Consider the following 13,213-nt stretch of genomic DNA (forward strand, 5'->3'; position numbering starts at 1 on the left):
GTAAGCTCTTTAATTAGGGTTTTCTCCGCACGACATTCATATGACATTTGCCTGTCATGCTTCATTCTGAACTGAAAAGCGAATATACAAACTGACGAATTTTCAATTTGGTATTGAAAGCTCTTTCTTCGCACATGCTTCTTATTTATTCGGTTTTGTTCCTTTGGTCGGTGCTACTCATCGTAGTGCTTATACTATGGGCTAAGCAGAAAAATAAGTTCGAATTGGTAGATAAGCCTTGTTCGGTAATTATTCCTTTTCGAAATGAAGAAGCTACACTCGTCAAGCTGGTAAAAGCATTTTCAAGGCAGTCAGTTAAAAGTGTCGAATTCATTTTTGTGAATGACCATTCGGAAGATAGGAGTGTGGAGCTGCTTCGCGAAGCACTCAAGAAGTATTCTCTACAAGCTGAAGTTTTGGAAGTAACCGAAGGTGAGGGGAAAAAAGCAGCGCTTAGTTTAGGGATTAGCGAAGCTTCGAACGAGTTCATAATAACAACGGATGCCGACTGCCAAATGAATGAGCATTGGTTGTCTTCACTTTTAAGCCAGTTTGAGGAGGAGGAAGTCAAGATGGTTTTGGGACCTGTAGTTTTAACTGGTGAAGGTTTTTGGCAAAAGTTTCAAAGCCTTGAAATGTCTGCCTTAATGGGCGTAACGGCTGTAAGTGCATATCTGAATAAGCCTACTATGGCCAACGGAGCTAATTTAGCTTTCCGAAAAATAGTTTTTGAAGAACTGGATGGCTATAGAGGGATAGATCAGATTCCAACGGGTGATGATGAGCTTTTCATGCACAAGGTTCAGCTTAGTTACCCAGGGTCGATTCGTTTTACTAAAGATTCTCGGGCGGTGGTTTTGACAGCAGGGGCTGAAAGATTGAGCTCAATGATCAATCAAAAAAAACGCTGGGCTAGTAAATGGAGATTCAATAAGCGATGGAGTACAATTGTGTTGGCTTTGTTTATTCTGCTGGTCAACTTGGCTCAATGCTTCTTGATTTATAACTTTTTAACAGACCCGATGGCTTCAAGGGTGAGTATTTGGGTACTTTGGCTCAAGTTTATGTCGGAGATGTTTTTGCTGCTTCAAGTAAGGCACGATTTAGGGCAGCGAACTAATTTTTTGTCGTTCATAATTTCCTTTTTATTCTATCCCCTTTATGCCATTTATATAGGTATAGCTGCTAACTTTGGTTCATATCAATGGAAGGGTAGAAAGTATTCTTGACTATGACAATGACGGATCAGGAATTCGATGTGTTAGATGAACTTTACTTTGTTCAGCCATTTTCATTTTTAATTGAAGAGTTAGAAATGGAGGAGGAAGAATTGAAACAGGTGCTGTTTTCACTTCTCCAGAAAGGCTATATCAAATGCTTATTCAATATGAATGATGAAGTGTTTGAAGACAAACTGAATTTTGAAGTGGAGTTTAAAGACTACTATTATCTGGCAAGTAAGAAGGGTTTGTTGGCGCATAACGGGAGATAAGAATGGATCAGAATTCATTACAGACTAAGTTTTTTCAGAAGGAGCTCGAAGTAAATGCCTTGATGGAGATCACTCAGGCGGTGAATAATAACTTACCGGAAGAGGATCTTTATAAAATCTTTGAATTTACTCTAAGGGCGAACCTTCAAATGGAAAAGCTCTCTCTGTTTGTAATGGAAGAAGATTGGGAGTGTAAGGTGCAGTTCGGTACTTCCCAAGATTTTACGCAAGTGAAAATGGGGCAAACTTGTTTGAGCGCTCGAAAAATCACTTACATCGACCAGATGGATTTAGATGTTTCTTGCTTCGAAGAGTTCGAGATCATCATTCCTGTATTACATAAAGATAGGCTTTTGGCTTTCGTATTTGTGAAATCTAAAGGACCTGAAATCAATGTCGACACCACCTTTATTCAGGCCTTGAGTAACATCATGTTGGTGGCCATTGAGAATAAACGATTAGCCAGAAAGCAGTTGGAGCAGCAGGCGCTTCAGCGCGATATGGAGATTGCCAAAAACGTTCAGAATTACCTCTTCCCTAAAGATCTCCCTAATAACGATAAGATTCATATCGAGGCTTACTATCAGCCGTGCCGTACGGTAGGGGGCGATTATTATGATTATATAACGCTAGAGCAAGACGATCAGTTTGTGGTGTGTATTGCTGATGTATCCGGTAAAGGTATTCCTGCTGCTATTTTGATGTCTAACTTTCAGGCCGTTTTAAGAACCATTTCAAGAACAGCCGATAATCCTGTTTCTGTTGTTAATGAGCTGAACTATCACCTATGTAAAAATGCCAATAGAGAGAATTTCATTACTTTCTTTTTGGCAGTTTATGACTACAAAAAGAAAGACCTGAGGTACATCAACGCAGGTCATAACCCTCCATTGTTAATGAATGGCAAGCCAGAAGTTGAAAAACTCACGGTGGGTACAACGGTACTTGGCGCCTTTGAACCACTTCCTTTTATAGAAATGGGAAGGGTAGAAGACTTAGATAAATTCTCACTTTTCTTGTTTACTGATGGTCTTACCGAAACCTTTAATAAGGCGGAAGAAGAGTTTGGTAGTGAAAGATTAGAAGAGTTTTTACAGGCAAATTATAATACTCCATTATCAGAGCTACACTCTAAGCTTTTGGCTGAGCTTTATAACTTCTCTGAAGAGCGCAACTTTACTGACGACCTGACTTTCTTATCTTGCAGGGTCAATAATGCTTCCGTTTAAAACTCCATTTGTAGCCAAGTACATTTACCCCAGATTGCTCTGGAAAGTAAAAACTACTGAAAAAGTAATTTACCTCACTTTCGATGATGGACCTATTCCTAATCTAACGGAATGGGTTTTAGATGTACTCCAAGAGTATGGCGCTAAGGCTACTTTTTTTTGCGTTGGAGAGAATGTCCTAAGAAATCGCTCTATATATAATAGAGTATTGGCTGAGGGGCATAAAGTGGGAAATCATACTCAACATCATATTAATGGTAAGCGAAGCAAAGCAGAAGCATATCTGGCAGATGTTTTGGCTTGTGATGAAGCTCTGGATACTGATAAGTCAAATTCTAGTTTGTTCAGGCCGCCTTATGGTAGACTTACAAATGCTCAACGTAAAGCGCTACTCAAAAATAAGACAATTGTAATGTGGGATGTGCTCACCCAAGACTATGATCAAACCATCGATCCAAGTATAATTCTCAGAAAATCCATTGCGGCCACCTCAAAGGGGTCAATTGTGGTTTTTCACGACAATGTAAAAGCAGAGGCAAACCTGAAAGCCGTTCTGCCAGCCTATCTGAGACATTTTGAAAAAGCGGGTTATCGATTCGAAGCATTATGAGCGTGGTAGGAGGTGTTTTAGTTTCAATTTATTCAGTACTGTTTACAGTTGAGCTAATCCTTATGCTGTTCTTTAGGTTGAAGTTTAAGACTTCGACAAAAGCTGAAAGTGACCTCCCTAAAGTGACTGTTTTAGTCTGTGCAAGAAACGAAGAACATAACCTTAGGCGTTGTCTCGATTCAATATTAACACTCAATTACCCACAAGAAACGATGCAGGTTTTGGTGGGAGATGATAATTCCGAAGATGGCACTTGGAATATAATTGAGCATTTCGAAAAAAGGCACAACCATATAAAAGGAGTAAAGGTTGAAAATGAAAAGGAAGGACTGATTGCCAAGGCCAATGTGTTAAATCAGTTGATCGATCTGAGTAATGACGAGTTTCAGGTAATCATAGATGCAGATATGGAGGTTCAGCCTGACTGGTTAAGGACTATGGTTGGTGCCCTAAAAGAGAGTCAGTTAATTAGTGGTTACACTCAAATTGCCTCGGTTGGTCGTTATAGTCATCTTCAGTTTTTCGATTGGCAAATTGTGTTGCACAGCATGAAAGCTATGGCCGATGCCATTAGGCCTATTTCAATTCTTGGTAACAACATGGGCTTTCGCAAGTCGGCCTATGATCAAGTTGGTGGCTTTCGAGCTTTAGGCCCAACCGATGTGGAGGATTTAGGCTTGCTGCAGCGGTTTCAAAAGGCTGGACTACAAACCAGTCAAGTGATAGAACAAACAGGGTTTGCGGAAACCCGGCCACAACTCACTTTTTCGGAAATGATTACGCAACGCTGCCGATGGATGAATGGAGTTTTTACTCACCACTGGATATTGGCCGTTCCAGCCTTCTTCGCAAGGCTTTGGGTAGTACCTTTTTTACTGACTCTATTTGTTGCTTATATCGACCTAGCCTTATTCATTTTGAGCTATGCCTACTTTACAACTTGCCTTAAATATTGGCAGATGCACAAACACACCAATAGAAAGTTCAAACTCTTTTTGTACGAACCTTTTTTTATCAGCCTTTTAGATACTTTTGCGTTGCTGAGAATAATATTTAAAGGAAAAGTAAGCTGGAAAGGAAGGAAGTTCTGATATGATTGAAACTCACGCCCATATTTATGCAGAGCAATTTAAGGAAGATATAGACCACGTTTTGGAGCGGTCTCAAGAGGCTGGCATAGAGAAAATTGTTATGCCTAACATAGATCACACTTCTATAGATGGAATGATGGAGCTGGAAGAGAGAAACCCTAGTTTCTGCTACGCTACCATGGGGCTTCACCCTTGTTCGGTTAAAAAGGACTTTGAAAAAGAGCTATATATAATAGAGGAGTGGCTTGGCAAAAGAGAATTCGTAGCCATTGGCGAAATGGGTACCGATCTCTATTGGGATAAAACATTTCAAGATCAGCAGGTTGAAGCCTTTAAGATTCAGGTAGAGTGGGCAAAGCAATTCAAAAAGCCCATCATTATTCATTGTAGAGAGTCACTAGACTTAACTATTGACCTTGTAGAGTCTCTTAAGACCGATGAGCTTACAGGAGTTTTTCACTGTTTTAATGGTTCAGCAGAACAAGCCGAAAGAATTGTTGGCTTAGATTTCTACTTGGGTCTAGGTGGGGTAACTACATTTAAGAATGCAGGAATGGATAAAGTAGTGCCCGAATTAGATTTAGAAAGAATAGTACTCGAAACGGATAGTCCTTACTTGGCACCAACACCAAACAGAGGCAAAAGAAATGAGCCTGCGTTTTTAGAGTTGATTGCTCAGAAAATTGCCGATTACCGACAAATGTCATTAGAAGACCTAAAGACACAGACAACATCTAACGCCATTAAACTTTTTCAATTCAATGATTGATGTAAAACCAATTGAGCATTTCGACTTCCATAAAAGTCCCAAAGGCAGAGTTTTAACAATCTATACTGGTGGTACTTTAGGAATGGACTTCAATGACTCAGGATCTTTGGTGCCTTGTGGCTTCGAGCAAATTCTAGAGAGAGTTCCTGTTCTAAAAGAGCTTCAAGTCAATATTTCTGTAATCAGTTTTCAGGAGCCAATAGATTCTTCTAATGTACATATAGAGCATTGGCAGCTTTTAGCGTCATTGATTTATGACCATTACGATCAATTCGATGGTTTTCTTATTCTTCACGGAACCGATACTATGGCTTATTCTGCTTCAGCGCTGAGCTTTATGTTAGAAGGAGTGAACAAGCCAATAATTTTTACAGGAGCTCAATTGCCAATTGCTTCGCCACGCTCAGATGCCACTGAGAATTTGGTAACCTCATTAGAGATTGCTGCAGATAAGAAGAATGGCAAACCAATTATTACAGAGGTATGCATTTTTTTCAACCATGTATTGCTAAGAGGGAACCGTGCAAAGAAGGTTGAGAGTCAACATTTCGATGCATTTGAATCTGAAAATTACCCGATTTTAGCAGAAGCTGGTATTTCAATAGATTATCAATGGTCGTATTTAAAGCCATACGCCAAAGACTTTGTAAGGGTAAATCCTGAAATGGACAATAATGTTGTGGTGTTAAAACTGTTTCCAGGATTAAATAAAATTACCGCTGCTAGTATTCTTTTAGCCGATGCTGTAAAGGGTGTTATTATTGAGAGCTACGGATCTGGCAACGTGCCAAATGAGAAATGGTTTCTGGATTTGCTAAGAGAAAGTGCCAAAATGGGCAAGCTTATACTCAATGTTTCTCAGTGTAACGGGGGTAGAGTTATGCATGGTAAGTATGAGACAAGCAGCGAGTTAGATAAAATTGGAGTGGTAAGTGGACACGATCTTACCTCTGAAGCAGCCACCGCAAAGATGATGTATGTGCTGGCCAGGTTCTCTAATCTGCGCGATGCAAAAAAATGCCTGAGGACTCCCATAAGGGGCGAAATGAACTGATTTTTTGTGTCTTACAAAAACAAAAATGGGCTTGCATGGACAGATAATTATTAATTTATTTGTTCCCCTGCGAGAAGCGTCAGAAGATTAAGGGAGAGGTGTCCGAGTGGTTGAAGGAGCACGCCTGGAAAGTGTGTATACCTCTAAAGGGTATCGAGGGTTCGAATCCCTCTCTCTCCGCAATTAGAGGAGAATTGGCGGACAAGGTGATAAAGCAGATGTTTTTGGAGCCTTCCCCTCAGTTATCAACTAAAGTTTTAAGTATAATTTCTTTTAATAATAATTATTAATAATTTAGAAACCGTTTTAACCTTTATTAATCAAAACTAGACTATGAAAAAGTTATTCTCTTTACTGATGATCCTGGGTATCTTCGCCTTCGGATTTAATGCAGTTGCTCAAGACGATGCGGACACTACTGCTACTGAAGCTGCTGTTGAGGACACCTACCCAGAATCTCCTAGTTATGACATGGAGTCAGACATGGAAGAGGAAAAATCATTCGATCAAATCGTTAAAGACAAATTCATTGAAGGTGACCCTGCGTTCATGGTTTACCCTCTAATCTGTTTGATTCTTGGTTTAGCAATCGCTATTGAAAGAATCATCAGCTTAAACCTTTCAACTACTAATACTTCTAAGCTTTTGAGCAAAGTTGAAGACGCTCTTGAGTCAGGAGGAGTAGAAGCTGCTAAAGAAGTAACTAAGAGCACTAGAGGCCCAGTTGCATCTATCTTTACTCAAGGTTTGATGAGAATGTCTGAAGGTATTGAAATGGTTGAGAAATCAGTTATTGCCTACGGATCTGTAGAAATGGGTAGACTAGAAAGAGGTCTTGTATGGATTTCCCTATTCATCTCTCTTGCTCCAATGCTTGGTTTCATGGGTACTGTAATTGGTATGATCGATGCCTTCGATGCTATTCAAGCAGCTGGAGATATTTCTCCTTCATTGGTTGCTGGTGGTATTAAAGTAGCCCTTTTAACAACAGTTGCTGGTTTGATCGTTGCGATTATCCTTCAGTTGTTCTATAACTACTGTGTTTCTAAAATCGACTCTATTGTTAACTCAATGGAAGATGCATCTATCTCTTTGGTAGACCTTTTAGTGAAGCACAACCTTTCTAAATAATTTCCATCTTAAAAGACATTAAATATGGATCAGGAACAGTGGATTGATATAGGGCTATATGCGGCTTACATCCTTATTGGAGTAGCCATTGTAGCAGCTATAGTAATGAACCTGGTCAATGCCTTTGGAAATCCTAAGTCATTGATCAAAGGTGGAATTGGAGTATTAGTTTTAGTAGCTATTTTCTTCATCGGGTACAGCATGGCTCCGGCCGAGTTTGGTTCTTCTACAGCAAGTGTTATGGAAGCAGCCAAAATTGATCCGACTAGCGAAAAAGCTGCTTCTGTCTACAAGCTTGTAGGCGGTGCAATGACAACTACTTTGGCACTTATTGTAATTGCCGTAGTTGGTCTCGTATATTCATCAATTGCAAGAATTGTAAGATAAAATTATGGCTAGAAGTAAAAACAAAGGAAGTCAAGAGGTGAATGCCGGCTCAATGGCCGATATTGCATTCCTACTTTTGATCTTCTTCCTTGTAACTACGCAAATTGCCACAAATAAAGGTTTGACTCTTTTGCTTCCTCCGAAAAATGAGGACGATGAGCCATTGGAGATCAAGCAAAATCAGAAAAACGTATTCAAAATTCAGATTAACTCTGCCGACTTACTTCTAGTAGAAGATGAGCCTTTAGATGATGTTACTCTGATCAGAGATATGGTGTATGATTTTGTGTTGAACTTCGGTAACCCAAGCAGTACCAAAAAAGGTAGTGATAATGTAAGTGATGTAGATGTTTACAATTCTTTGCCAGCATCTATGAAGTCTTACATTACAAGAAGCCTTGGCAAAGATGATTCATCTGATGGCCCTGGTGCAGCGATTGTGTCCCTTAAGGCCGACCGTGGTAGTAGTTACGAGATATTCATACAGATTCTAGATGAGCTGAATGCGGCTTATAACAGAATTTACGGTGAAAGAGTAGGTATAACTGATGAAGAATTCAGGAAGTTAAACCGAACCGATCCTAAGGAAAAGGAAATGTACGACAGAGCCCGTATGGGTATTCCTAAGGCAATTTCCATTGCAGAACCGTCAAGTCAAGGAGGTTAATATGTCAAAGTTTAAGAAAAAGAGCGAATCGAGTCAGGATATCCCTACTGCGGCATTGCCTGATATTATCTTCATGCTTTTGTTCTTCTTTATGGTAACAACCGTATTGAGAGAAACAGAGATTAAGGTAGAACAAAGGATTCCTAGAGCTGAACAATTAGTGAAGCTTGAAAAGAAGAAACTTGTGACTTACCTCTATGTTGGTAAACCAAAAGATAAATCAATGGGTACTGAAGCCCTCATTCAAGCGAATGATGCATTTATCGGTATTGATGGTATCATTAACTGGATTAACCAAGAGAAGTCTAACTTGAGTGAAGCAGAAAGAGATCAGATTACTGTCTCTATGAAAGTAGACAATGAAACCAAAATGGGTATTATTGTAGACATTCAGACAGAGTTAAGAGATGCAAATGCTCGTAAGATCATGTATGCGACACCTCAAAAGTCAGAAGATAACTAAACTAAGCGAATAACTTACTTAACTGTTAAAGAGAGACTGTAACTACAGTCTCTTTTTTTATGCCTATTTTTCTGATTATGCAGAAGACTGTACACCTTAATGATAAACGAGTTACCACTGGTTGGTGTATGTACGATTGGGCCAATTCAGTGTATTCACTAACCATTACCACAGCCGTATTTCCTATTTACTATGAGGCAGTGACTACTTCTGAGAGTGGGAATAAGACGGTAGAGTTCTTCGGGTTAACACTACCCAATACAGTACTCTATTCTTATGCATTAAGCGCATCTTTTTTGATTACGGCATTACTCATTCCGTTGCTGTCTGGAATAGCCGACTACTCTGGTAAAAAGAAGCTTTTCTTAAGGGCCTTTGCTTATTTTGGTGCACTGTCATGTGGGGGTATGTATTTCTTCATTGGAGATAATGTTGAATTTGGAATATTGATGGCAGTTTTGGCTAGTATCGGTTACTCAGGTAGCTTGGTGTTCTACGATGCCTTCTTGCCAGAAATTGCTACTGTAGACCAATATGATAAGTTGAGTGCCAAAGGCTATTCTCTTGGCTATATCGGTAGCGTTATTCTTTTAATCTTAAACCTCTTAATGATTGAGAAACCCGAGTGGTTCGGAATACCTGAAGGCTCTTTACCAGCTCGAATTGCCTTTGTTACCGTGGCAGCTTGGTGGATAGGTTTTTCCAATTTTGCGCTAAGGAGACTTCCTACCAATCCTTATAATAAGAAGACTGAAGGGAGGTGGATCTATAATGGGTATCGAGAGCTCAAGGAGGTTTATAGACAAATTAGGCAACTACCAGATATGCAAAGGTTTGTTGTCGGGTTCTTCTTTTACAACGCGGGAGTACAGGCGGTGATGTATTTAGCTTCACTTTTTGGAGCTAAGGAGTTGGAGATGGCTACTGGAGAATTAATATTGACAGTGCTCATTATTCAATTAGTTGCTATAGGTGGCGCCTATGGCTTTGCGTTTCTTTCTAAAAAGAGAGGGAATATTTATTCAATTGCTACCATGATTATAATTTGGGTGGTAGTCTGTTTGCTAGCCTTCTTCGTTTCTACAAGTGTTGAGTTTTACGGATTAGCCTTTTTAGTCGGACTAATCATGGGAGGCATTCAATCTTTGTCTAGGGCTACTTTTTCTAAGCTCATTCCGGCTGATACAACAGATCATGCTTCGTTCTTTAGTTTTTATGATGTAACATTCAACGTGTCTATCGTCTTCGGTACGCTAGCCTATGGAATCATAGAACACCTAACTGGCAGTATGCGATACAGTGCATTAGGTCTCAGTGTCTTTTTTATTCTGGGCTTTCTCCTCGTTCGAAGAACAAGGGTTTCTAGATGAAACCCATAACATGCTATTTCACGAGCTTGTAAACGTGCCGCATTAGTAGCTTCTAATGAAATTATGCTCACTGCTAGCTAATGCCAAACACTTGTATTAGCGCAATTTGAGCCTTTAGATGGAAAACATCGTTTACTCTAGTGGCTTTGGTGAGTGAATTTCCAGTTGGATAGTTATCTCATCACTACCTTCAAGAATATGCTTCATGAAGGTAGTAACGGATCAGATCACTAGGGTTCTACTTTTAAAGTATTGAAGAGTTAAATTACTCGAACCTCATGTGCTTAACTGAGTCTCCGGAGTCTCTTAATTCACGCAGTGCATCGATACCAATTTCTAGGTGAGCATTGACGTAATCTGAAGAAACTTTTTTGTCGCTAGCCTCGGTTTTCACACCCTCAGGAATCATTGGGTTATCTGAAACCAGTAGGAGGGCACCTCTTGGAATTTCATTCACAAAACCTACGGTAAAAAGCGTAGCCGTTTCCATGTCAACTGCCATGGCTCTGATCTTTCTAAGATACTTTTTAAAAGCTTTGTCATGCTCCCAAACCCTGCGGTTGGTGGTATAGCAAGTGCCTGTCCAGTAGTCCCGTTCATGCTTTTTAATCATGGAAGAAACAGATCTTTGCAGGCGGAAAGAAGGAAGTGCAGGAATCTCTGCTGGCATATACTCGTTGCTTGTTCCTTCACCTCTAATAGCCGCGATAGGTAGAATGAGATCACCCAACTGGGTTTTCTTTTTCAACCCACCACACTTTCCTAAAAAGAGTACCGCTTTAGGATGAATACTAGAGAGTAGGTCCATTACGGTTGCTGCCATGGCGCTACCCATACCAAAGTTGATAATGGTGATATTCTCTGCAGTAGCACTTTGCATTGGCCGGTCCTCACCTTTTACCTCCACGCCAAATTGGTCTGCAAACATGTGTACATACGAGATGAAATTGGTTAGGAGAATATACTCGCCAAATTCATCAAGGGCTACACCAGTGTATCTGGGGAGCCAGTTTTCTACGATTTCTTGCTTGTTCTTCATTAATAAATGTTTGGTCTCATTAGATTTGCGGAATGCTGAAACTCAACCTGCCGACTTTTCAATACCGACTTGAGAATAGAGCTGGCAAGTTATTCATTTTCGACCCCATTCGGAAGAAGTTCATTCAATTGACACCTGAAGAATGGGTAAGGCAACATATTCTTAATCATTTGATTAATAACCTTGGCTACCCCGCGTCTAGAACAAAGGTAGAATCGGGGCTTAAATATAATGAGCTTCAGAAGCGAAGTGATATTCTTATTTACGATCAACAATTGAATCCTTCAGTACTGATAGAATGTAAGGCACCAAACGTGAAATTAGGTTATGGCGTTGTAGAACAAATTGGTTCTTATAATCAAGTTTGTAAAGCTCCATTGATTATAGTTACCAACGGAGTGAACACGTATGCCGGAATTTGTAGAGAAGGACAAAAAGTGGAAATGTTAGATCAAATTCCTACCCATCAACAGTTAAAGGAGATGTAGGGAAGCTAATTCTTTGAATATGTTTTATCGCCCTTTAGACTTATTGCCTCAGTGGTAGTTTTGTATATTCATTCCCAAAATAATATCCCTTTCAGCTAGTAGAAAGGATCCCTTCTCTTTTAGTTTGACGATTCCAGAACCACCTCTGTTCCCCATTTTTTCTCTAACCTTCTTCGTCAGTAATTCGTCTTCTTCAAACTGAATAGAGTCTATCCAGTACTCTTGCTTACCAGGTTCTTTGACTGTTAAGTGAACGTGTGCTGGCTCGGTTCTGCTGGGGTAGGTGGCTGGCTGAAAGGTGTAGAAGGTATACTGCCCATTTTCATCTGTCTTTGTCCAACCCCGAATATACCCGTGTCTTCTGGCCCAGCCTTTCTCATCACCTTTAGTTGGGTAAATACCTGAACGGTCAGTGTGATAGGCGTAGATAATTACTCCACTGGCAGGCGTTTTTCCATCCAGTTTATAGACCGTACCAGTAACTATCATTTTGGGTTCGTTTATAGAGTAATCTGGTAAGGTGTCTATAGAGCTGAGTTGCCTGTTACCATACTCTAGAAGAGCTTCGCAACCTTCGCAAGGTCCACCAAGAGTTTGGGAAAAGACTGGAACTGATGAAATACTGAGTACAGAGATTAAGAAGAGCTTTTTCATATCTCAGCTAACGCAAAGAATGGGTATTAAATAAGCTACATCGACCAAAGTGTAGGTTAAATAGATGAAAACCTGAGTGCATAGAACAAATGGAGTCTAAGAATTATTACTAAACCATTGCACTATAGCTGGCATATCTCTTTCGATTCCATCAAGGTTGATAAAGTGGATGTGGTCAGTTTTCTAACCTAGCCATATACGGAGTTCATTTAGGGTCAATTACGGATATGACTATATCAATGCGTTGCTCATTGGTTAGATCGCCAATTTCAACACATTTACAGGCTAATGATTCTGCCCATTTTTTATGTTTCGCTATATTTCTGCCAGAAAATAAGGGATTATCATACTCTCTCGCCCAATCTAGAAAAGCCTTAGATTGAGCTTTTAAATCTGGATCGGAGAAAAGTCGATCTCCGTACCTGTCCAATTCACGATGTTTAAGCCTTTCCATTCTTGTTTCTCTGGGAAGAGTCAAAAATATGGCGAGGTCGAAGGCATCGCAAAAGTAATCACCCCAACTTATCAAAGAACCACTTACCACTGCATTGTCACAAGCCTCCATGGCATTTCGAAGGTTAGCAACCCGTTGGCTTCTGGCAATTTTTATCTGGAAGGGTACGGCTGTTTGCACCCAATAGAAATCATCTACATCTAAATGGCGAAAGCTCAACCGCTCGGCTAATGATTTAGCTAGGGTTGTAGTACCTGAACCGGAAGCACCAAAGACAATAATCTTCAAATCACTAATGGGTTTATTTGTAAGCCC

16 protein-coding genes and 1 tRNA gene are annotated in these 13,213 nt (G+C 40.0%); 14 read left to right on the top strand and 3 right to left on the bottom strand.

The features are described 5' to 3' along the window. Positions 1–134 precede the first annotated feature (134 nt). The 13 genes from AWW68_RS10140 (at position 135) to AWW68_RS10200 (ending at position 10,263) form a co-directional block, all read left to right on the top strand. The gene (locus AWW68_RS10140) at positions 135–1,229 is read left to right on the top strand and encodes a glycosyltransferase (RefSeq protein WP_068220322.1); all 1,095 of its coding nucleotides are present in this window, start codon (positions 135–137) and stop codon (positions 1,227–1,229) included. 8 nt (positions 1,230–1,237) lie between these two features. Then, positions 1,238–1,492: a hypothetical protein gene (locus AWW68_RS10145; protein WP_068220818.1), complete on the top strand. Its 255-nt coding sequence runs from the start codon at positions 1,238–1,240 to the stop codon at positions 1,490–1,492. A gap of 2 nt (positions 1,493–1,494) precedes the next feature. Further along, a complete protein-coding gene (locus AWW68_RS10150; protein WP_068220326.1) occupies positions 1,495–2,721 on the top strand; it encodes a GAF domain-containing SpoIIE family protein phosphatase in 1,227 nt (408 codons plus the stop codon). Beyond that, complete coding sequence (locus AWW68_RS10155) at positions 2,708–3,331, top strand: polysaccharide deacetylase family protein (RefSeq protein ID WP_068220329.1); 624 nt, start codon at positions 2,708–2,710, stop codon at positions 3,329–3,331. The genes AWW68_RS10150 and AWW68_RS10155 overlap by 14 nt, the downstream gene beginning before the upstream one ends. Continuing rightward, on the top strand, positions 3,328–4,422 hold the full coding sequence (locus AWW68_RS10160; RefSeq protein WP_068220332.1) for a glycosyltransferase: 1,095 nt from the start codon (positions 3,328–3,330) through the stop codon (positions 4,420–4,422). Before AWW68_RS10155 ends, AWW68_RS10160 begins: the two co-directional genes overlap by 4 nt. 1 nt (position 4,423) lies before the next feature. Next, on the top strand, positions 4,424–5,191 hold the full coding sequence (locus AWW68_RS10165) for a TatD family hydrolase (RefSeq protein WP_068220334.1): 768 nt from the start codon (positions 4,424–4,426) through the stop codon (positions 5,189–5,191). After that, positions 5,184–6,245, top strand: a complete 1,062-nt coding sequence (locus AWW68_RS10170) for an asparaginase (RefSeq protein ID WP_068220337.1) — start codon at positions 5,184–5,186, stop codon at positions 6,243–6,245. Before AWW68_RS10165 ends, AWW68_RS10170 begins: the two co-directional genes overlap by 8 nt. A gap of 92 nt (positions 6,246–6,337) precedes the next feature. Continuing rightward, positions 6,338–6,425 (top strand) — tRNA-Ser (locus AWW68_RS10175). Between the two features lie 153 nt (positions 6,426–6,578). After that, complete coding sequence (locus AWW68_RS10180; protein WP_068220340.1) at positions 6,579–7,376, top strand: MotA/TolQ/ExbB proton channel family protein; 798 nt, start codon at positions 6,579–6,581, stop codon at positions 7,374–7,376. A gap of 24 nt (positions 7,377–7,400) precedes the next feature. After that, complete coding sequence (locus AWW68_RS10185; RefSeq protein WP_068220343.1) at positions 7,401–7,763, top strand: hypothetical protein; 363 nt, start codon at positions 7,401–7,403, stop codon at positions 7,761–7,763. A gap of 4 nt (positions 7,764–7,767) precedes the next feature. After that, positions 7,768–8,430, top strand: coding sequence for an ExbD/TolR family protein (locus AWW68_RS10190; protein ID WP_068220345.1), 663 nt, complete (start codon positions 7,768–7,770; stop codon positions 8,428–8,430). Position 8,431: 1 nt separating this feature from the next. Continuing rightward, positions 8,432–8,893 carry an ExbD/TolR family protein gene (locus tag AWW68_RS10195; protein ID WP_068220348.1) on the top strand — a complete coding sequence of 154 codons (462 nt, stop codon included), beginning with the start codon at positions 8,432–8,434 and terminating at the stop codon, positions 8,891–8,893. A 77-nt stretch (positions 8,894–8,970) separates the two neighbouring features. Next, positions 8,971–10,263 (top strand): MFS transporter, encoded by a 1,293-nt coding sequence (locus AWW68_RS10200; protein WP_068220821.1) that lies wholly within the window; start codon positions 8,971–8,973, stop codon positions 10,261–10,263. 265 nt (positions 10,264–10,528) lie between these two features. Here AWW68_RS10200 and AWW68_RS10205 read toward each other — a convergent pair whose 3' ends face one another. After that, on the bottom strand, positions 10,529–11,302 hold the full coding sequence (locus tag AWW68_RS10205; protein ID WP_068220351.1) for an AMP nucleosidase: 774 nt from the start codon (positions 11,300–11,302) through the stop codon (positions 10,529–10,531). A 32-nt stretch (positions 11,303–11,334) separates the two neighbouring features. Between AWW68_RS10205 and AWW68_RS10210 the strand changes: the two genes are divergently transcribed. Next, complete coding sequence (locus AWW68_RS10210) at positions 11,335–11,790, top strand: type I restriction enzyme HsdR N-terminal domain-containing protein (RefSeq protein WP_068220355.1); 456 nt, start codon at positions 11,335–11,337, stop codon at positions 11,788–11,790. Positions 11,791–11,838: 48 nt separating this feature from the next. Here AWW68_RS10210 and AWW68_RS10215 read toward each other — a convergent pair whose 3' ends face one another. Together AWW68_RS10215 and AWW68_RS10220 are read right to left on the bottom strand one after the other, a co-directional pair. After that, positions 11,839–12,444 (bottom strand): dioxygenase family protein, encoded by a 606-nt coding sequence (locus tag AWW68_RS10215; RefSeq protein ID WP_068220358.1) that lies wholly within the window; start codon positions 12,442–12,444, stop codon positions 11,839–11,841. Positions 12,445–12,649: 205 nt separating this feature from the next. Further along, positions 12,650–13,186 carry an AAA family ATPase gene (locus tag AWW68_RS10220; RefSeq protein ID WP_068220361.1) on the bottom strand — a complete coding sequence of 179 codons (537 nt, stop codon included), beginning with the start codon at positions 13,184–13,186 and terminating at the stop codon, positions 12,650–12,652. Positions 13,187–13,213: the final 27 nt, after the last annotated feature.

Origin of the sequence: Roseivirga spongicola, assembly GCF_001592965.1 — a bacterium.
Taxonomy (GTDB): Bacteria; Bacteroidota; Bacteroidia; order Cytophagales; family Cyclobacteriaceae; genus Roseivirga; species Roseivirga spongicola.